This window comes from Mesorhizobium sp. M8A.F.Ca.ET.218.01.1.1 (genome assembly GCF_004791165.1).
In the GTDB taxonomy this organism is placed as follows: Bacteria; Pseudomonadota; Alphaproteobacteria; order Rhizobiales; family Rhizobiaceae; genus Mesorhizobium.
In genome coordinates, this window is record NZ_SRUZ01000006.1 from 307711 (window position 1) to 328106 (window position 20396).

Annotated in this window: 15 protein-coding genes and 2 pseudogenes; 12 read left to right on the plus strand and 5 right to left on the minus strand. The window is 59.2% G+C overall.

Going from position 1 to position 20396, the window contains the following annotated elements:
- Positions 1-9: 9 nt before the first annotated feature.
- The gene (gene kdpF, locus EN861_RS22760) at positions 10-99 is read right to left on the minus strand and encodes a K(+)-transporting ATPase subunit F (protein ID WP_015315765.1); all 90 of its coding nucleotides are present in this window, start codon (positions 97-99) and stop codon (positions 10-12) included.
- A gap of 763 nt (positions 100-862) precedes the next feature.
- Between kdpF and EN861_RS22765 the strand changes: the two genes are divergently transcribed.
- The 3 genes from EN861_RS22765 (at position 863) to EN861_RS22770 (ending at position 4606) form a co-directional block, all read left to right on the plus strand.
- On the plus strand, positions 863-1894 hold the full coding sequence (locus tag EN861_RS22765) for an ABC transporter ATP-binding protein (RefSeq protein WP_167531295.1): 1032 nt from the start codon (positions 863-865) through the stop codon (positions 1892-1894).
- A gap of 119 nt (positions 1895-2013) precedes the next feature.
- Positions 2014-2190: a hypothetical protein gene (locus EN861_RS35535; protein WP_167531294.1), complete on the plus strand. Its 177-nt coding sequence runs from the start codon at positions 2014-2016 to the stop codon at positions 2188-2190.
- Positions 2191-2506: 316 nt separating this feature from the next.
- A complete protein-coding gene (locus EN861_RS22770) occupies positions 2507-4606 on the plus strand; it encodes a mechanosensitive ion channel family protein (RefSeq protein WP_135865681.1) in 2100 nt (699 codons plus the stop codon).
- A gap of 686 nt (positions 4607-5292) precedes the next feature.
- On the opposite strand, the gene EN861_RS22780 is transcribed toward EN861_RS22770, so the two are convergent.
- Complete coding sequence (locus tag EN861_RS22780) at positions 5293-5820, minus strand: hypothetical protein (RefSeq protein ID WP_127275473.1); 528 nt, start codon at positions 5818-5820, stop codon at positions 5293-5295.
- A gap of 814 nt (positions 5821-6634) precedes the next feature.
- Complete coding sequence (locus EN861_RS22785; RefSeq protein WP_348630908.1) at positions 6635-6928, minus strand: hypothetical protein; 294 nt, start codon at positions 6926-6928, stop codon at positions 6635-6637.
- Positions 6929-7140: 212 nt separating this feature from the next.
- Here EN861_RS22785 and EN861_RS22790 point away from each other — a divergent pair, with 212 nt between their 5' ends.
- From EN861_RS22790 to EN861_RS22815, 6 genes are all read left to right on the plus strand, one after another.
- Positions 7141-8973 (plus strand): adenylate cyclase, encoded by a 1833-nt coding sequence (locus EN861_RS22790; protein WP_127275475.1) that lies wholly within the window; start codon positions 7141-7143, stop codon positions 8971-8973.
- Between the two features lie 144 nt (positions 8974-9117).
- Complete coding sequence (locus tag EN861_RS22795; RefSeq protein WP_127275476.1) at positions 9118-9915, plus strand: DUF2092 domain-containing protein; 798 nt, start codon at positions 9118-9120, stop codon at positions 9913-9915.
- Between the two features lie 2 nt (positions 9916-9917).
- A complete protein-coding gene (locus tag EN861_RS22800; protein WP_127275477.1) occupies positions 9918-10124 on the plus strand; it encodes a hypothetical protein in 207 nt (68 codons plus the stop codon).
- 271 nt (positions 10125-10395) lie between these two features.
- Positions 10396-12330 carry a DUF3604 domain-containing protein gene (locus tag EN861_RS22805; RefSeq protein ID WP_135865683.1) on the plus strand — a complete coding sequence of 645 codons (1935 nt, stop codon included), beginning with the start codon at positions 10396-10398 and terminating at the stop codon, positions 12328-12330.
- 88 nt (positions 12331-12418) lie between these two features.
- On the plus strand, positions 12419-13273 hold the full coding sequence (locus EN861_RS22810; protein ID WP_245511687.1) for a peptidylprolyl isomerase: 855 nt from the start codon (positions 12419-12421) through the stop codon (positions 13271-13273).
- Positions 13270-14265 (plus strand): HupE/UreJ family protein, encoded by a 996-nt coding sequence (locus EN861_RS22815; protein ID WP_135865685.1) that lies wholly within the window; start codon positions 13270-13272, stop codon positions 14263-14265. Before EN861_RS22810 ends, EN861_RS22815 begins: the two co-directional genes overlap by 4 nt.
- Positions 14266-14826: 561 nt before the next feature.
- On the opposite strand, the gene EN861_RS22820 is transcribed toward EN861_RS22815, so the two are convergent.
- On the minus strand, positions 14827-15636 hold the full coding sequence (locus EN861_RS22820; RefSeq protein ID WP_127870030.1) for a transporter: 810 nt from the start codon (positions 15634-15636) through the stop codon (positions 14827-14829).
- A gap of 353 nt (positions 15637-15989) precedes the next feature.
- Entirely contained in the window at positions 15990-17432 is a 1443-nt protein-coding gene (locus tag EN861_RS22825) for a DUF1254 domain-containing protein (protein WP_135865690.1), read from the minus strand.
- Positions 17433-17878: 446 nt separating this feature from the next.
- Here EN861_RS22825 and EN861_RS22830 point away from each other — a divergent pair.
- From EN861_RS22830 to EN861_RS22840, 3 genes and pseudogenes are all read left to right on the plus strand, one after another.
- A pseudogene (locus EN861_RS22830) lies at positions 17879-18494 on the plus strand (DUF3300 domain-containing protein); the annotation flags it as partial.
- Positions 18495-18783: 289 nt separating this feature from the next.
- Positions 18784-19533, plus strand: coding sequence for a hypothetical protein (locus tag EN861_RS22835; protein ID WP_127278206.1), 750 nt, complete (start codon positions 18784-18786; stop codon positions 19531-19533).
- A gap of 318 nt (positions 19534-19851) precedes the next feature.
- Positions 19852-20239 (plus strand): annotated as a pseudogene (locus tag EN861_RS22840) (leucine zipper domain-containing protein); the annotation flags it as partial.
- Positions 20240-20396: the final 157 nt, after the last annotated feature.

Consider the following 20396-nt stretch of genomic DNA (forward strand, 5'->3'; position numbering starts at 1 on the left):
ACCGGTGGACTAGAAACGCTCTGGGCGAATGAGGGCGTAGGTCAGGTAAGCGAGCAGGAACAAGGTGACGCCGCCACCGAGGATGTAGTCGACAAGCATGGTTCGATCCTTCCGCTTAAATTCTGTCGCAGGCTCTGACGTAGGCGAGGGACACGGCGAAGAACAAAACTCCGATCCCGAGCATGATAATGTCCATTTTGCCTGTTCCTTGTGCTTTGTACTGCGTGCCTTCCTGGAAAGGCTCGCAATACCATGACAACCCCCGCCGCATGTTCATTGACGTGGCACCAAATCTTGGTCGTGCGAATATGGACCCGATCGCCATAAAGGTTCGAGACGGCGCGGGGCGCAAAGAAATAGGAATTTTATAAAGGTTTCCCGCGCGGGCTCGATTGCCCGGCCGGGGTCTGTCGGCAGTGGGCGGCCTCAGCGAGAGCAGGCGCCCCGCGACCACGGCGCGCCCGGAAAGCTTGCCCTTGTTGGAACTCCTGACCGGCCCACATCAGGTTCCCGGTCCACCAGTCATGGCCGCCGGTCAGTGCTTTTGCCAACAACACCGTGGCTTCCTGTTTCAGCTCGGATCGTAAATTCTCCCAGCCTTGATGCCGATCAAGGGGGCTCGCGGCCTTCTCCGCTATCAGACCGTGATGATCGAGAACTCAACCTCTCCAACGTGGCGTGGCCGGGGCCAGCCCTACTGGTCGCGACCGGCTATCGAGGCGCTGCAGGAATGCCGCTCTCGGCCTGCCGGGCTGACTTCGACCGAGCCGCGCAACGAGGATGCCCGCTCGGTTGCTCACCGACAGGGTGCGTCGGCCCTATCGGCTGGGCCGGAGATGGAGGCGACGGAGGCGCACCGAAGGTGAGCGGCATTTTCACGACAATTGCGCGGCGCTTCACCCCGTTTAAGCCGATGGCCGACGCGATACGCGCTGGCGAGAAGTTTCCCAATTTTGTCCGGCGCGCCAGCGGCATGCATCAGGTCTATGTCAGCGTGATCGCAATCTCGGTTGCCTTGGCTAACTTTATCCCCATCGACCTGCAGAGACGGGTCGTCGATGGGGCGATTGCCGACAAGAACGTACGGGCGCTGCTGATGCTCGGCGGCCTGTATCTAGCGGCTATACTCCTGCATGCGGGGTTGAAATACGCACTGATCGTCTATCAGGGCTGGCTCGGAGAGAGCGTGGTGAAGACGGCGCGCGATCAACTCGCTCTCGTCGCCACGCAAAGGTCAGCGCGCGAGCACGCAAGGAGCGGTCAGACCGCCAGCATCATCGGCAACGAGATCGACTATGTTGGCGGATTTGTCGGCACCAGCATCTCTGAATGCGTGGTCAACGTCACGATGATGATCTCCGTCGTATCTTACATGATCTACATGCAGCCGGTGATTGCTCTGGTCAGCGGCGTATCACTCCTGCCGCAGATCCTGCTTGCGCTTTACATGCAGAAGGACCTGAACACACTCGTGGAACGGCAGGTCGTGCTGGTCCGAAGGCTTGGCAACCAGGCAGTCAATTCCTTCGCCAGCCACTCGACGAAGCGCCGGGCAGCCTTTCGCACCATACGCACCATCTTCAGCAACCGCCTTGAATTCTATTTGTTGAGATTCGGGCTGAAGACGTTGCTGAACATAGCCAACGCGGCTGGGTCCCTGATGGTCCTGATCGTTGGCGGCTATCTTGTCATCCGCGGGCAGACGACGATCGGCACCGTCGTCGCCTTCATTTCGGGCTTCCAACGCTTGTCGGAACCCACGGGGGAACTTCTCGACTTCTATCGCGCGTATTGGCAAGCGAAAGTGCAATTCCGGATGATCGTCCAGTGGGTCGACGGCAATCATCCCTCGCAAACCGGACATTCCAGCGCACAGCCGGAATTGAATCGATGATCTAGTTAGCCTGGCCAGCGGCTGGTGCTCCGCAGCACAAGCCGAACGCATAGTGAACTTATTGGCGAAGCACCATATGAAGCACGTCTGAGCGCGCCGTGTAGGAGAGCCCATTCGGCATGTCGCAGGTGAAGCCGCCCTCCGCATCCGGGCGGCTACATCTTGACGGACGACCCAAATTTCAAGCGAAATACACCACGACGGTTTTCCCACAGACCAAAGGGGAATTTGTGGTCGACCTGGAAGGGACCTTCAAGGCGATGGCTGTGGGCCGCAAGGGCCTGTCCCGCAACTGACCTACAGCCGCCGGTGCAGCCGACCGGATAAGTCGCATCGACGGCAAGGTCTAAGCGTTCCTTGAAAGCCCCATCGAGGGCGACGCGATCGAACGCCGATTGATCTCGCGCAATTTGCGCTTAAGCCATACCTAATACAATCGTCCTGCTATCGACTTTGCGCAAAGGACGTATCTTTGACCGCCAGGCCTTCATCGCCTTCGTACAGAAATGGGCAACTTGGCCCTGACGACCTTCCCAGCGCCGCCTGTCGTCTGCCGGCGCAACCGGACAGGCTCGCTCCCGACTGGCTTCCCACGGGCAGCCGGAGCGTCCGATGAGCAAAGCACTGCGCACTCGAATTTGTATTCTGCTGTCGGCCGGCATTGCGATTTTCTTTTGGGCACTGCTTGGAACCTCCTTGGCACAGCAGTCTCCGGCCGGCTTGCCGCCTGAAAAGGCACGGCAGTTCCTCAACCTGCTGTCCGACCCTGAGGTGAAGCAATGGCTCGAAGGAAAGATACCGGCAGCCGCCGAGGAACCGCCTGCCGCATCGCTAGAAGGCACGATCGCGAGTTGGGAGGGAGCCGTTCGCACACGTCTCGCCGCGCTCGCGGATGCCATTCCCCGCATCCCGCAGGAGTTGGCCAACGCCGCCGGCGTCGTCTCGCGCGACGTGAATTCAGGCAGGCCCGGCCTTGTGGTCCTGATCCTGGCAGTTCTGATTGTCGTCGGCTTCGGCGCCGAGTGGCTGGTCCGCCGGGCTTTGGCGTCGGGCACTTCCGAGGCAACGATTGACCCCGGAAAGGCGGTTCTGTCCGAGGTCGCTGCCTTGCTGACATTTGCCCTAGCCAGCATCGGCTCGTTCCTCGCGTTCGAATGGCCGCCGCTTCTGCGCAAGATCGTGCTGACGCTGCTGCTCGCCTTCATCATCTTTCGCGCTATCCGCGCGATAACCAAGTCTCTGCTGGCGTTGGGGTCTCCCATTGAGAGTGACCCTAGCGATCAGCGGGGCGGCAGCCGCGAGGCGGGTCAACGCTTCTGGCAGCAACGCGTGAGCGCGGTGGCGGGGTTTTTTTTCTTCGGCTGGGCGATTGTCAGCATCATGCCGGCCCTTGGCTTCTCGCCCGACATGCTGCGGCTCGTCGCGCTCTCGTTCGGGCTTGGCCTGCTGGCCGTCGGCTGCGACACCGTTTGGCGGCGGCCTAGCAAGCCAGCCTCACCGATCAAGAATTGTCTGCTTACGCTCTATCTGGTTGTACTTTGGCTAGTCTGGGTCGCGGGGGTGCTCGCATTGCTGTGGATCGGTTTGTACGCGCTGCTCCTGCCTAGCGTGGTGCGCGGCGTCGGTAATGTCTCGCAAGCGGTCGCCGGCACCGCCAAGCGCAGTGGCGCCGTCGGCGTGGCGCTCAACGTATTTATCGTCAGAGGCGCTAGGGCGGGGGTCATTGCAGCGGCGATCGTTTGGCTCGCCTACGTCTGGCGTCTTAGAGCAGCGGCCTTTGCTCACGACGAGATGGGCGCTCGCATCATATCCGGATCGCTTAACGCCATTGTCATATTGATGGTCGCGGATCTGTTCTGGCAGCTCGCCAAGGCCCTAATCGCCTATAGAATTGAGGCATCGAGTCTGGCCAGTACGGATCCCCATCATGCGGCACCCCAGGCGGATCCGCACGATGCAGCACGTGCAGCCCGCCTGCGAACTCTCTTGCCGATCTTTCGCAACGCGCTCGCCGTCCTCATCGGCGTCGTGGCAGTACTAAGCATCCTGGCCGGGTTAGGCGTGCAGATCATGCCTCTGATCGCTGGCGCAGGTGTGTTCGGCGTGGCCATCGGCTTCGGCTCGCAGACGCTTGTGAAGGACATGTTGAGCGGAGTGTTCTACCTGATGGACGATGCGTTCCGGGTGGGGGAGTACATCCAGAGCGGGTCATACAAGGGGACGGTCGAGTCCTTCAGCCTGCGCTCGGTCAGGCTGCGCCACCACCGCGGCCCCGTCTATACCGTTCCGTTCGGCCAGCTCGGCGCGATCCAGAACATGAGTCGCGACTGGGTGATCGACAAGATAACGATCGGCGTGACCTACGATTCCGACGTCGAACTCGCGCGCAAGCTGGTTAAGAAGATCGGACAAGAGCTGGCGCAGGACCCCGAATTCGCGGCCGACACGATCGAGCCGCTGAAAATGCAGGGCATCGACGCGTTCGGCGATTTCGCCGTCCAGCTCAGTATGAAGATGACGACCAAACCGGGAACGCAGTTCCCGATCAAGCGCCGGGCCTTCATGATGATTAAGAAGGCCTTCGAGGACAACAACATCAAGATCGCGTTCCCGACGGTGCACGTCGAGGGCGGCGATGCCGCCACCGCTGCCGCCGCACAGCAGCAGATCGCCAAAATGAGCCAGGCTGAAGCAGCGGCCTGTCAGGCCTAGACCATGCACGGCATTGACTGTCGATCCTGAGGGTTAAGTCGGATCCCGAAACGAGGCCGGTTCATCTTTGCCCGGGCTCCAGGCAAGCCAGTGAGTAGGACGAATCTCGACGCGAGCTCCGGTCACCACATTCCTCCACCCCTTCTCACACGGAATCACAAGCGGATGCACGCCGTCCTTGTCCCTGTTTAACCTGCCTGGGCTTCTTCGCATCAAGATCACGACGGATCGCCGCAATCAGCTCGTCCAGTGAGAGGGGCAGTTCATTTTCCGACAGCGTTGCTGCGTCGGTGGATAGTCGGTTGTTCGAGGATTGATCCGGTGCCAGATGACGCTTGCAATCAAGGTGAGTATACCGGAAGCCGCATTGATCTCGCCAATATATTACAACATCGTCAATTGCCGTTACCCACGCCGGCGGCGTCAAAATGGTGGACGCGTCGCGCTATCTGAAAAGACGTCAGGTCTCTTTTTCTACGTCATTGTTGGGAATGCTCTAGTATCTTCGCTGTTGGTCATCAGCCCCGCGGTCGTTGAAAAGCCCCAACTTCTGATACGATCTTGGCTTGTGGGCGCCGACTGGCATTGGCCGCTCCGGCGGCGGCGATTTCACACGCTGGCGCCCTGCGTTAAAACTCTGTGGCTGCAGCCAATGGCCGAGATGGGGAATATTGCCCAGCGGGCGATCACTGCGCGAGGCATTTGCGGCCCATTGCCATTGCCTTGTAAGTCCCCTTCAGATCGACAACGAAGGTCCCCTTGGTTTCCGGAAACACGATCATTTCATATTGCTTCGCTACGTCGCGCTTGAAATTCGGGTCGTCTGTCAAGATGTAGCCACCAGAATATCCGCCCTTGAGTTCGCCGCTCGTGGTGATGGCCACACCACTATAAAGATGGCCAGCGATGGAGACGAAGATTTCCGACTGGGCCCCGTTCTGAAGGCCGATATCCGCCTTCGTGAACACGCCGAGATACCCGACCTCCTGATTTGCGGTAACGCCCATTTGCACCGAACTTGGCCCATCCTGGCGCACGATCAAGCAATCTCCGCGGGTTTGATTTGCATAGACCGTCCAGCCCTCCACGTCGTCCCCGTATCGGACAAGCACATCGCTGGCCTTGGGAAGGGGATTTTGTGTTTGTGCGTAGGCTGCCATCGCAGACAAAAGTGCTACTGAAGTTGCCGTGATAAGTGTCATTAAATTTCGCATGGAAGTGCCTTTCCTTTATCTGCCTTTATCTGCCTTTATCTGCCTTTATCTGCCGTTCTCTGCTCATGAACGTCCGCGCTGGCGTCTCAGCATGGGGCTTTTCCCTCGCGGACTGCAATTCGGCGGGTGTCTCAAAGGGCTTGTATATCGCGTGAGCCCAGAGGCAGTCGGTAAGTTACGTGGGCAAGCATGTAGATTAGCGGACCACTAGTTGGACAGGCCCGTTAGCTCGTTGGCTTAGATCGTGGTCCATTTTGGTCCTGCGCTGAGCAACCCCGGTTGAGCATGATCGCCTGTCCTCGACTATCGAAGCGTAGACCTTCTCCTAGTCATCGATCATGCGGGACGCGCTGAGTTGGCACATTGTTTGTCGCTCCTCTGCACTGATTGACGCGAAGGTTAGCGGACGTGGCGCGTGCACGCGCGTAGCATCTGGTAACCTACTCCCGGAACAGCCACACCATGCACCATGGTGCCTTGAGACTTGCCGGTGATCAGACGAGTTCCATCGACATACTGCAAGACTTGTCTGCCGAATAACAGTCTTTGCGAGTGCTGGCGTCAGGCGACGACAGCGTTTGATGAAAACGGTATCAAACTCGCGAAATCCGTACTGGCTCAGAGCTCTGCCGGACCGCAACAGGAAGCAGTGGTCAGTGCGGCTGCGACGCAACAGACCGTCACCGCGCAACGGAAGGAGGCGGCGGCGTGATACTTTGGCTCGCCGCGCGATGTAGCATCTGGTATATTCGGTGCGGCCAAGGGCTGCTCCGCTTTGCGAGGCCCCAGCCAGCCATTCAGCAGCTTTCGTTCACTACTGACTTTTCGGCCGCTGGGCCGGGAGCGGGATACTGGCGGCTGTATCCAATATTGCTTCGATCTCCTTGGCCAGGTCGTTGACCAGCGCTAGGTATTCGGCGCGACGCTCATCACGCTTTGGTGTGTCGGAATTCTCCCAATGCAGGGCCGCTCTTTCGGCGTCAGCAAAATCGATACACAGCGAGCGGAAATCCTCATCGCGGACGGCGAGGTCCTCGATCGCGCGCTTTCGCAAGGGAAAGCGCCGTTGGGCCGCCTCGATTTTTTGATCCATATCAATGACGCCCATTCCGCCGTCGGTGCAATGGAGTATAGGCGTGCCGCAGCAGTTGCGGGCGTAGGTTACTGTAGCCGACGCCGGACCATATGGAATCGTACATAGTCTTGGACGGAATGGAATGCGGGGAGTACTCTACTTAAGCAGTTTCTAATTTACCTCCAAAGCCGATGCCCTACGGCAGGTCGGGACGGCCCTCAAGGTGGGGCAAGAGGGGTTCTGGAATGAACGTCTTTAATCCTGGGGTTGCAGCGCTAGCCCTGACTTCGGCACTCCGACTGCCACCCTCTCCGGAGGAGGTCCGCGCCGAGCTTGAGCGCATTCTCTCAAGTCCTGAGTTTTCGGTGCCGGCGCGCGCTTGTGCTTTCCTACGCTACGTCGTGGAAGAAACGCTCTCTGGGCGCGCTACGCGGCTCAAAGGTTATTCGATCGCCATCGAGGTTTTCGACCGGGACGAAAACTTCTCGCAGGACGATCCGGTGGTGCGGATCGAGGCGGGTCGGTTGCGCCGCGCGCTTGAGCGGTATTACCTGCTGTCCGGATGCACCGATCCGATCCGCATCGAAATCCCCAAGGGCGGGTACGTTCCCGTTTTCAGCTGGAACGTCTCGAACGCAGTCGAACTCACGCCCGTCGGGCCTGCAGCGGCTCCCGAGATTTCGAAAGCGGCTTCGTTTTCATGGGAACGCGTGCATTGGCTCGCCACGGCAACGCTCGCAGTCGTCGTCTGCCTCACCTTTGCATATTGGGCCTCCAGCCCGCTGGTGTCGCAGACCTCCCTGCCCTCGACGCGGGCGGCCGATCCCGAGGGACCAACGCTGGTGGTCGCGCCATTCGCCGATCTCGGCGGAGGACCGGAAGCCAAGCTATATGCGATGGGGCTTACCGAGGAATTGCTGAGCATCCTGCCGCACTTCAAAGAACTGACGGTGTATGGCCGCGAGACCTCAGAGGCTTTGCCACCGCAAGTCGCCCCCTCGCACATCCAGCAACTCGGAGCCAGTTACCTTCTGACCGGCGGGGTGCAAATCTCCGGCGCGCGAATCCGCGTCACAGCCCGTCTGATCGAAACCGAAAACGGCGCGATCCTGTGGTCTCAAACCTACGACGACGATTTTCGTTCCCGCGATATCTTCGCCATTCAATCCGATGTCGCCGCCCAGGTTGCAACAGTAGTAGCTCAGCCCTACGGCGTCATCTATCAGGCCGACATCGCGAACGGCCCGCCCGATGATCTCGATGCCTACCGTTGCACGCTTCAATTTTACGCCTATCGCACCGAGTTGAGTGTCGAACGGCATGCGGCCGTCCGCGACTGCCTTGAGAGCGCCGTCGCGCGCTTTCCATCCTACGCTACCGCCTGGGCGATGCTGTCGATTGCTTACGTCGACGAGGACCGGTTTGGCTTCAATGCACGAAAGGGCGCGCCCACATCGGCTGAACGTGCACTCGCTGCAGCGCGTCGGGCGGTCGAGCTGAACTCGGACAATATGCGCGCACTTCAGGCGTTGATGACGGCGTTGTTCTTCAATCAGCAATGGGCTGAGTCGATGGAGATCGGGGAACGGGCACTGGCACTCAATCCCAACGATACCGAGTTCCTCGGCGAATTCGGCACACGACTGGCACTTGGAGGGCAATGGCAGCGTGGGGCGGAGCTTGTGCAGCTAGCTCTTGACCGCAATCCGGGGGCCGGCGGGTACTACCACACGGTGCTCGCGCTCACAGCCTATATGCAGCATGACGACCAAAAAGCCGTGGCCGAGATCCGGCAGGCCGATCTCCAGAAACTCCCAATCTTCCATGTGGTAGCGACCGCCATCTATGCACAGGCGGGGATGATGGCGGAAGCAACCCGGGAGGGAGAAATATTTATGAAGATGAGCCCAGCGTTCATCCCCAACATCGAGGCCGAACTCATGAAGCGCAACATCCAGGCAGCGGATCGGGCGCGCATGATCGCGAGCCTTCGCAAGGCAGGCTTGCCCGTGCCGTCGGACGCGCCGTCAGGCTCCTCAGTGCCTGCCACAACATCTGATATGCCCTCGAGCGAGTAAGTGCGGGCTGAGCGTCGATCTGCGTTCTCGCGCTGGTAGGCCGCCGCGGCACAAAAGTAGCGACCATAACAGAACCTACCCGATGTTACGGGTGCTCCTCCGCTTCCTCAACTAATACTGAGGCACCTGGAAGGAGGCACTCACATGAAAAGAATACCACGAAAATCAAGGCGACTCGCCGCCGCATCTACAGCGGCGATGATCTTGGCGATTGGGTGGGGAGCGCCCGCGACAGCGGACGACGCAGAGGCCAAGAGCTTGCTCAAGGCGATGTCCGATTACATGGCGAGCGTGAGTTCCATTTCCTTTGGATACGACACCAACTTCGAGGTCGTCACCAAGGACCACCAGAAGCTTCTGTTCGCGAGTTCGGGGATGGTCGACCTCAGCCGGCCCGACAGGATCCGCGCCACCCGCAGTGGCGGTTTCGCCAATGTCGAGATGATCTTCGACGGCAAGACGCTGACGCTGCTGGGCAAGAACGCCAACCTTTACACGCAGGCCGAGGTGCCTGGCACCCTGGATCATCTGGTCGATGAGTTGCGGGACAAGTTCCACCGGCCTGTTCCCGGCGCAGACCTGCTTATGTCGAACGTCTACGAGGAGCTGATGCGCGACGTGACCGACGTCAAGGACCTCGGCAGCGGCGTGATCGGCGGCACCGAATGCGATCATCTGGCGTTTCGGACCAAGGAAGTAGACTGGCAGATCTGGATCGCCCAGGGCGAGCATCCCTATCCCTGCCGATATGTCATTACCAGCAAGAAAGTCGATCAGGGGCCGCAATACAGTGTTCAGATCAGAGACTGGAAGACCGGCAGCGATGTCGCGGCCGATGACTTCGGCTTCAAGAACGGGACCAACGCCAAGAAGGTCGATGCGAAGGAACTGACCGACACCGATGAACTGCCCACACAGTTTTCACCAGAAGGGACCAAATAATCATGACAGCGAAACTGAAAAACATCCTGCTCGCCGCCACCTTCGGGCTGATCGGGCTCGGAGCCTCGGAACGGATGACAGTCACCGGTTCCCACACCCTTATGTCGACGGCCGAAGCCATCGTCGGGCGTCCGCTCACGCCGGTCAGTGTTGCCGGGGTTGCGAGGCGTACGGTGCGGCGCTGCGCGGTTGGTATGTATTACTGTTAAGTCGCGCCTGCTGCGCAACCTGAGGCACAGATTTCCAAGCTGGTCTCATAAGGGCGAGTCCGCGCACAAGGGCGGAACAGGTTTATGACGTCCGCCGGTGGCAGATCAACCCTGCATCGATCAGAGTTCGAGATGAAGGACGAGGCACCAACCCTCGCGTGCCGCAGGTCGCTTGGGCATGCTTCCCTCACAGAACATACCCGATGCTACGGGTGTGTTTCCACTTACAGACTACGATGTGGTGACGAGCTTTAACCGGAGGAACCACAATATGCGCAGTTCTGCTTTCAGGTCCATTCTTCTGAGTGCGACCATCCTCGGCCTGGCGGCACCGGCATTTGCTGATGATGACATTGGTGCGCTATCACCGGAGAAGGCAGCGAAGGTCTTTGCCGCGAAGCCGATCTATTCGCCCTATGCTGGCCGAAATTTCCCTACCCGGCCGTTCTTCGGCGACACGCACCTTCACACCGGAGCATCTTTCGATGCGGGTGCGTTCGGCGCGCGGCTGACACCGCGTGATGCCTATCGCTTTGCGCGAGGCGAGGAAATTACGGCGTCGAGCGGTCAGCCGGCCAAGCTGTCGCGACCGCTGGACTTCCTGGTCGTTACCGACCACTCAGACAACATGGGCATGTTTCCGGACCTGTTTGCCGGCAAGCCGGAAGTCATTGCCGACCCGCAAGCCAAGACCTGGTACGATATGATCAAGTCAGGACAAGGCGGCGACGCTGCGATCCAGATCATCCAGGCCTTCAGCGCGGGAACGATTCCGAAGAGCATGATGTATGGACCTGAAACCCGCCCCTACAAAAATGCGTGGCAGGATACGATAAAAGCGGCGGAGGAATACAACGATCCGGGCCGTTTCACTGCTGTCATCGGCTATGAATGGACGTCCAACACGGCGGGCAACAATCTGCACCGCAACGTGATCTTCCGGGATAACGGAGACAAGGCCGACCAGATCGTGCCCTACACGACTTTGAAGCCCCTCGGCAGCGATAATCCGCGCGATCTGTGGAAATGGATGCAGGCCTATGAGGACAAGACGGGCGGTAGCGTGCTGGCCATCGCCCACAACGGCAACCTTTCCAATGGCCGCATGTTCCCGCTGATCGAGTCCTTCACCAACAAGCCGGTGGACAAGGAGTATGTGGAGCAGCGTGCCAAATGGGAGCGGCTCTATGAGGCAACCCAGACCAAGGGCGACGGCGAAACCCACCCGACGCTTTCCCCCAATGACGAATTTGCCAATTTCGAACGGTGGGACTTTGGCAACCTTGATGGCAGCGTGGCGAAGACACCTGACATGCTGGAGTTCGAATATGCGCGCTCGGCACTGCGGAATGGTCTAAAGCTCGAGGCCGAGCTTGGCACCAACCCCTACAAGTTCGGCATGGTCGGCAGTTCCGATGCTCACACCGGCCTCTCCGCACTGGAAGAGGAAAACTTCTTCGGCAAGACCACGCCACAGGAGCCGAGCCCGGAGCGCATGTTGAGTACATTCTTCACTAATCCAAAAACGAAGATAAAGGTCATGGACTGGCAGGTCAGCGCCTCGGGCTATGCTGCGGTGTGGGCGACGGAAAATACCCGTGAAGCTCTTTGGGACGCCATGCAGCGCAAGGAAACCTATGGCACCACGGGACCGCGCGTGGTCGTGCGCTTCTTCGGCGGCTGGGACTTCGAGCAGGCAGATGCAGAGACCCGCAATCCGGGCGCTATCGGCTATGCCAAAGGCGTGCCCATGGGCGGCGACTTGACGGCAGCGCCAGAGGGCAAGGTGCCGACGTTCCTCGTCGCTGCACTTAAGGATCCGATCGGCGCCAATCTCGATCGTTACCAGATCGTCAAGGGATGGCTCGATGACAAGGATCAAACTCATGAGCAGGTCTATGACGTAGCTTGGGGTGGCGACCGCAAGTTAGGCGCAGATGGCAAGCTCCCGTCGGTTGGCAGCACGGTGGATGTCGAAAACGCTACGTGGAAGAACACCATAGGCGCCTCGGAACTGATTGCGGTCTGGAAGGACCCAGCATTTGATCCAAAGCAGAAGGCTTTCTACTACGGTCGAGTCATCGAGATCCCGACGCCGCGCTGGACCGCCTACGACGCCAAGCGCTTTGGCACGAAGCCACTGGAGGGGACACAGATGACTGTGACGGAGCGCGCCTACACGTCGCCGATCTGGTACACGCCTTGAATGTCACTCTGGAGTTGACCTGAAAGTTCGGTGCGGCCGCCTACCACCGCACCACCTTGCTTGTCCTTTGCCAGCGGAGCCAATCATCTTGCTGAAACGTCTGCTGAGAGAGCCATTAGCGCACTTCATCATTTTGGCTCTGGCCATCTTCTCGGTGTATGGCCTGCTCAACCGCGGGGGAGCGCAAGCGCCGGATCGCATCATCGTCACGGCGCCCAAGATCGAACAACTGACTGCAATCTTCGGCAAGACCTGGCAGCGACCTCCGACGGCCGAGGAATTTAAGGGACTGGTCGACGACTACGTCAAGGAAGAGATCTACGTCCGCGAGGCATTAGCCTTGGGGCTCGACAAGGATGACGCTGTCATTCGCCGCCGCCTAAGCCTGAAGATGGGGTTTATGAACGACTCCATCGTCGATGCACAAACGCCGACTAGTGGTGAGCTTGATGCCTATCTGAAGGCTCACCCCACCGTATTCGAGATCGAACCGATGCTGGCCTTCCAACAGGTTTTCCTCAACCCGGACCAGCACGGCGACAAGACCGGGCAGGACGCGGCCTCCATATTGAAGACATTGGCGACAAATCCCGCGACCGATCCGACGATGTTGGGTGACGTGTCGTTGCTTCCCGTGGAGCTGCCCCTGACAGGCAAATCATCGATAGGCCAGACTTTTGGGACGGATTTCGCCGAAGCGCTCGACAAGGCAACGCTAGGCCAGTGGACGGGTCCCGTCACATCAAGTTTCGGACTTCATTTGATCAAGCTGTCAGAGCGTAGACCGGGCCGCTTGCCCGCGCTCAACGAGGTGCGCGATGACGTGGTGCGCGAGTGGGCGAATGACAAGCGCAAGGAATTCGAAGAGCGCCGACTTGAGGAATTGCTGAAGCGATATGCGGTAGTGATCGAGTACCCCGCAAAAACGAGCGCCATCCGATGATTCGCTTCGCAGCGCTATTGACGGTTCTTCTGCAGCTGTTCCAATCCGCACCCGCAGCAGCACACGAGATGCGCCCCGCTTATCTCGAGATGCGGGAGACGGAACCCGATGTATTTGTGGCGGTATGGAAAGTGCCGGCCCTGGGCGACAGGCGGCTCAGCCTCTACGCGCGTTTGCCGGAAACATGCAGGGCGAAGAACGAGCCGACGAGATCCATCGATGGCGGTGCCTACATTGAGCGATGGACCGCCGCATGCGACGGCGGTCTGAAGCGCCATGAGATCACCATCGACGGCTTGCGCTCAACCCTGACCGACGCGCTGATCCATATTACCTACCGCGATGGGACGACGGAGATTGCCCGCCTCAAACCAGATATGCCGAGCACTGTCATCAAGGGCGCTCAGGCCAGCTTTGAGGTGGCGAAAACCTATTTCCGGTTGGGTGTTGATCACATCCTGTCCGGCATCGACCACCTTCTATTCGTGCTGGCTCTCATGCTGCTGATCCACAATCGATGGACGCTCGTGAAGACAATTACTGCCTTTACGATTGCCCACAGTATCACGCTTGCAGGGGCGGCTTTGGGTTACTTCAGCCTACCGCAGAAACCCGTGGAAGCCACCATTGCGCTTAGCATTGCCTTCGTGGCCAGCGAACTCACCAAGATCAAGCCAGCAGAAAGGCGGCTGTCCGAGACCTATCCCTGGATGGTGGCCTTCGCTTTCGGTCTTCTTCATGGCTTTGGCTTTGCTGGTGCGCTCAAGGAGATCGGACTTCCACAGGTGGATGTGCCGCTTGCTCTTCTCACCTTCAATCTGGGCGTCGAAGCAGGGCAAATGCTTTTTGTAGCGGCGGTACTAATCGCCTTCAGAATTGTTACCACCCTGATCACCATTCCGATTGTAGCTGCGCGGAGCACTGCCGCCTATCTGATCGGCACAATGGCTGCAGGCTGGCTCATCACACGACTTGCCGGCTTTGTGGTCTAGATCGGATAACTGGAACTGGTTCCGAACTCGGGTTAAGCGTCGCGTTGATTGGCGAGAAACGTCGCGAGCGCTCGAGGATCGGAGCGATCTTGGTCATGGCGATGTCGCGTCTCGGTCGTCCTGCGGATTTCCCGGACCAGAATGAGATGGCGGCCACTCCATGTCGGCACCGCTGAGAACCCCAGTCGAGAATTCCAAACGGAACGCAGCAATTGGAGAACAGAATGAAACAGAAACAAGTTGAATGGGCTTCATGCGGACGTTGCTCTATGTGGCTGCCCAAACGCAGATGACTCCGCCCCGAGGTGGGAAATGGACGTCTATGCAGGTCAGGCGAACGCTGGACCGTTGCGGGCGACCAAATCGGATGGCGTTTGGGGTCAAAACCCAATCACCTGGACTACCGAGTTCGACCCTAAACGGAAGCTCGTTCGCGCTCGGCCAGGAGCGAGAGTCCATCCGCTGAAGGCAGCCGGGCAGAGCCTCAGCCAGATCGCTGCTACCCTCACACGACAAGCGGACGCAGGACCGGCCTGCGCCCCGGCCGAAGCACTGCCCGGCCTATTTATTTGGAAACAGTAGTGTAATACCCGTGCGGAAGCCGAAACCATCTGGCCCATTGTCGGGGCTTTCCGCCCAGTAGCGCACACCGGCGAACAGGCTGATCGGCTGCTTGTCCATCACCACCAGCTTCGAGACTTGGAAGTTGATCGGGACCGACCATTGCTGCGCCTCCCAATTGTAGGTGCTCTCGGTGTTCAAGCTGAACGTCCAAGCGTCCTTCGTCGTGTAGGAGACGAAAGGCTGCAAGTAGGTGGCGTTGATGTCGCTGCGGTCGCCGTCGCCGGCAAACGACCAGATGTGGTTCGCCAACATACCCACCGTCCATCCGTCCTTTTGTTTCAACACGACGGCTGTCGGACCAGCTCCCCATTTTTCTCCACCAAGCAATTCGTCGGTCGCCGTCGGAAAGAGGAACACCGGGCCGACACCCCAGATGATCCCATTTGCGGTCGGTTTCTTGGGCGAGAAGAACAGGCTCTGGCTGATGTCGCCGAGCCCGAACTGATTGCCGGAAGGCCCGGCAATATCGTGCTGGTAGGCGACGGGCAGGATGGTGCGGGAGATGACGTTCCAATCGTCGTTGAGCGAGAACGGAATGACCGGCTGGATGTTGACATAGCCCTTGTCGCCATCGTTGGGACCATAGCCCTGGTCCCAATTGAATTGGAACGGCACGCTGATCAGCGAGGCGATCGGGTTAGACAGCTTCTTGGCGAGATCCTGGGTATCCTCGGCCCAAGCGGCACTGCAGACGAGCAAGCCTGAGGCGAGCGTAGCCGCCAGCCGAATGGCCCATTCGGACTTCATTGACATCGGCAACCCCTCTTCGCATGCCGATCAGCCTAAGGGGACCGACCCCGGATAGACAGTAGAACACCCTCAATGCTGGGTATGGTCCACACTTTTGTCGATGGGTGTGTTCCTCGAACGCCGCCCCGCAATCAATCGCTTGTCTTAGGTCGATGCAGGCGGCATGGAGCTTGCGACTGAAGCGCCGGTCATGAGAGCGGAACAGGGCGATCATGACCATGCTATGCGCTGGGCAAAGTTGGAACCAGATCGTTGAGGACATGGAGTGTTCCCGCGCCACGGTCAAGCCGGCCAAGCGGTTTAAGGAGGCCTCGGGGGCACAGTCTACCCCCTCAGCCTCGCCACGTCACTCAGCTCACCTTCTTGACGGGCGGGATGGTCCACGAACCGTCAATGATCGAAGGGTCGCTCTCGTTTGGCCAGTAGGTCCGCATCATCAGGACGAACTTGCCCTTGGGCGCAGGCAGCCAGTTGGCCTCCTTGTCTGCTCCAGGGCTCTCGTTCTGGATCAGGATGTCAATGGAACCATCGTCATTGGCTTTCAGCGGCTGGCGGGCGCTGATAGAATAACGGTTGAGCGGGTTGTCGACGAAGAAGTAATCCGCGTCGTACATAGTCACTGACCAGAAGCCTGTTACCGGAGGGGTTAGACCCTTCTTGAAGGTCAGGACGTATTTGTCCGAACCCGAATAGGCCCTGTTGATCAAGTCGCCATGCGACGTCATGGAGGTCGGATAGATCGCGTCCTGCGGACGATTGGCGCCAAGGCCAATGGCGGTCACGAGCGCGCGCTGGATATAGTTCGTGCCGTAGATGCCGGTCTTGGTTGTGAAGCCCCAGCCATTGATTTGCTTCACGTCGCCGTCACTGAACTTGAAGTGCAGCATGATGCGGTCGAAGGCGATCTGCGGGACGCGCGTGGCGAAGGCAGGATTGAACTTCGTCTTGTCGAAATCCTGCCCCGGCACGATGCCGATTTGTGCCATTTTTTCCACCATCGGTGCGTCAGCCTCCGTCGGCGGATTGGTCTTCATCAGTTCGGCGAGCAGCGTGAAATACTCGACCGCATCCATCTTGTTGACTTGATCGCGGACCGCCGTTTTCATGTCGATCGACTGGTCGACCTTGCCGGGAGGCGGCGTCCATTCCTTGCCGTGGGCGCTCAGCGGATAGAGCTTTACCTCGTCCTGCACCTTGTGAACTGCCGCATAGTCCTCGGGCGTGCCTGTGCAATAGATGCGGCCGAGCAGCCAGACGATGCTGGTCGGCGATTTGTACTGCTTGACCCCGTCCGGCAGCGTGCCTTCCCAGCCAGGGCCGGTAACGGCAAAGGTCTGCGCGCCTGTTCCGGTGGTCCGCTTTCCCGGCACGTCGAAGACCGTCGTCCAGCCGTCGAGCATGGGGAACAAGGCGTAGCGGTCCTGCAAGTCCGGCAGGCTGACGACCCAAGGCTCCTTGCCGACGTCCAAGAAGGCCGTGGTGTACAGCGTGTCGGCGTTGGGAGCTGTCACATCCCGGAACTGTGCATTAGGATATTCGCGCACCTTGATAAGATTCCCCATCGGAGCCTTGGTTCCCTTGGGTTTGGCAACATTTGTTATAACCCGGCGAGTCATCTCCATCGTGACCAGCGGATAGCCGTAAGTGTAAGCCTCGACCGCGAGGCCGAAATCATCCGATCCTTCCATCAGATCTCCAACCAGACCCTCTGCGTGGCCACTCGTGGGCCTCTGCGAAGTTGCAGCAAGCAGACCTAAGCCGCCAAGCGAGACGGCGCGACGCGATATGTTCATAGCTGGCACTCCGAGTTTTGACGTGTGTTTGACGCTACGGCACCATGCATCGAGAAACTAGGTACTGCATGTATCTTACGGGATCATACAGGCGTCGATTGTCGTGAAAGCAAACAAGGTCGCGCACCAGCACGTTAAGTGTCAAAAGCCGCGCAGGGAGAGTTCCCCGCCTGGCGCCGAAGCTCCTTGATGAGGCTGGCACAAGACCGTTGAATGCCGCTGGGGTCGCGCAGCTTACGCCTCGCGTACCAAGCGGTTGCTGAGGAAAGCCGGCTTCACGTCGACTGATCCACTGGCACGAGCTGCCCAGTCTGCACGTAGCATACAGTTAACTACCTTCCCCATAAGAGGGGAATGCTCCAGCATCGTGCCAAGGCAGAAGGTATTTGCCGGGACTGGCAGCACGACTCGCTGGCAGCCACCCTGAAATCGCTTGGAGGACGATAATGGAACGCAAGTTTCCGCGCTGGCGCGCCGGCGCCGGCATTGTGGCCGCTATTGCGCTTCTCGTCTGCTCCAGTCCCGCCTCCTTCGCGGCCGCCCAGAATAAGACAGTCGCCGCGGATAGCGGCACGGGCGCCCAATCTCCCGAACCGCTTGACGAGGATGAACTTGAAATCCTGGTAGCGCGCGTCGCACTCTACCCCGATGAACTTGTCGCACTTATTTGTGAGGCGTCGCTGTACAGGCTGCAGATTGTAGAGGCGAGCCGGTTCCTGGATCAGGTGGCCAAGAAATCGGACCTGAAACCCAAAGAAAGCAGGGACGGCAGTGTAATCTCGCTGCTCAACTATCCCGAGATCATTAAAATGATGAGTGACGATCTGGATTGGACCCAGACGTTTGGCGACGCGTTAACGTATCAGCAAAAAGACGTACTGGTCGCGATTCAGCAGTTGCGCGACAAGGCGGAGGCCAAGGGCCGACGACAAGGTCACGGTTGTCGAAGAGAACAACAATGTCGTTATCCGGTCCGCGAGTACGGACACGATCTATATCCCGCGGTATGAACCGGCCATGCCGTACGCTACCGCTTATCCCCTTGCGCCGATTGCCTACTGGGCTAAAAGTCCCGACAGCGGACCCGACGGCTTCGGCTTCCGCACGGGAATTACCCTGCTGTTCCCGAAGTAGGCTCAACACTGTCCGTGACAGCCACGAGCAATGGACCGCTACGAATGAAGAACGACCGGAAGCCGATATCCATTAGCTGAGCCGCGCGAATACGTATATGTTGTCACTGCGGCGCAAGACGTTCGCATCGGACAAGAAGTAAAAGACGGATTTTAGAGGGGACTTCGATATGGGAATCATCCGAGCTCTCGTGCCGGCTTTGGCGGGGATAGCGGCAGTGCTGGTTGCGGCGCCGGCGATCGCGGCAGACCTTGCACCTCCCGAACCCACGCCTGCACCCGCGCCGGTCTGGACCTTCACGGCAGAGCCCTATTTCTGGATGGCAGGCATGAACGGCAGGGTCGGCGTCAGGGGCCTGTCGCCGGCGGATGTCAATGTCGATTTCAGCCAGATTTTCAACCACATCGATTGGTCTCCCCCGCCGGTCATGCTTGCCGGTGAGGCGCGCAATGGCCGCTACGCTCTATTCACCGACTTCATATACCTGGGACTCGAGGCCGATGGCACATCGCCCGGCCCGTTGGCTGCTCTTTCGGCCGAAGCGAAGATGAACATGGTGCTGTGGACCTTCGGCGGCTCCTATCGGGTCGTCGACAATGGCACCGCGACCTTGGACGTTCTGGCCGGCGGACGGCTCTGGTACCTGGATACGGATTTGACCGTTACCGGCCCTCTCGCCACGAGGGAGGCCAGCGGTAGCAAGACTTGGGTCGACCCTCTGATTGGTGTGGCCGGCAATGTTGCTCTCGGCAACGGATTCGGCCTCCATGGCGAGGCGGATGTCGGTGGCTTCGGTGTCGGCGCCGACATCGATTGGCAGGTGCTGGGCACGCTTCAATACCGGTATAGCGATTCGGTCACGCTGGAAGCGGGCTATCGCTACCTTGCCGTAGACTACGACAACGACGGATTTGTATTTGACGTGGCAATGCAGGGACCAATCATCGGCGCCAAATTTCGGTTCTGATCGGATCGGTGATGGCAGGTCAAATAGATCGCGATCGCGTATTTGAGCTAAGGAAGCAAGAGCATCGCGAAGTTCGCTATGGCGGTTCCGTGCTGATCGTTTTCGCTCCCGGTAGCAGGGGCGGCCTTCTCGACCCGAGAACGCAATGTTCTGGTCGGTGGGAAGGAAGCTCCTCGTCTATGCGGGGCACAAGATCACCACAAACTCCCTCGCGATGAAGTTTCATTTTAGCTAGGTGTGAGCTTTCAGGAGGTTGCTCATTCGGCCCCGACCGAGAAAGCGGAGATTGTCGAAGCTTCAGTGATTCTCGAAGGACGAATGAACATCCACAAGAATGCCCGTCTGACGCCGCTGCGTCGAGAGGAGATGGCCGCGACGTTGTTGAATGCCGTCTTTCCAAAGCCGATGCGGCGCAGACATACGGGGTGACGGCGAAGGTGGTGGCGCACTGGGTGGAGCGCTTCCAGATCGGGGGAAGCGCCGGCATGCTCGACCATTCCTCGCGGCCCAAGACAAGTCCGAGGCGAGCCGTAGCCGCGGTGGCAGATGCGATTGTGCGCTGCGCGGGCAGCGCCTGACCGGCAAGCACATTGCTATGCAAACCGGCGTGTCCGAAGCGACGGTGGGGCGAGTGCTGGCACACGCCGGACTGTTACGGCTGAAAGACCTGGTACCGGCAGAGCCGGCGCGCCGCTATGAGCGCGAGCGTCAAGCCAATCAGCCTGTGCCCGGGAGTGGTGCTCTATTGGGCTGAGCGCTCGGGAGCGAGCCCTGACAGATTCAGTTTCCGCACCGTCGTTACACTCCTACTCGCAAAGAAATAAGTCCGAAGCCAACCAGCAGAGAATACCAGATGCTACGAG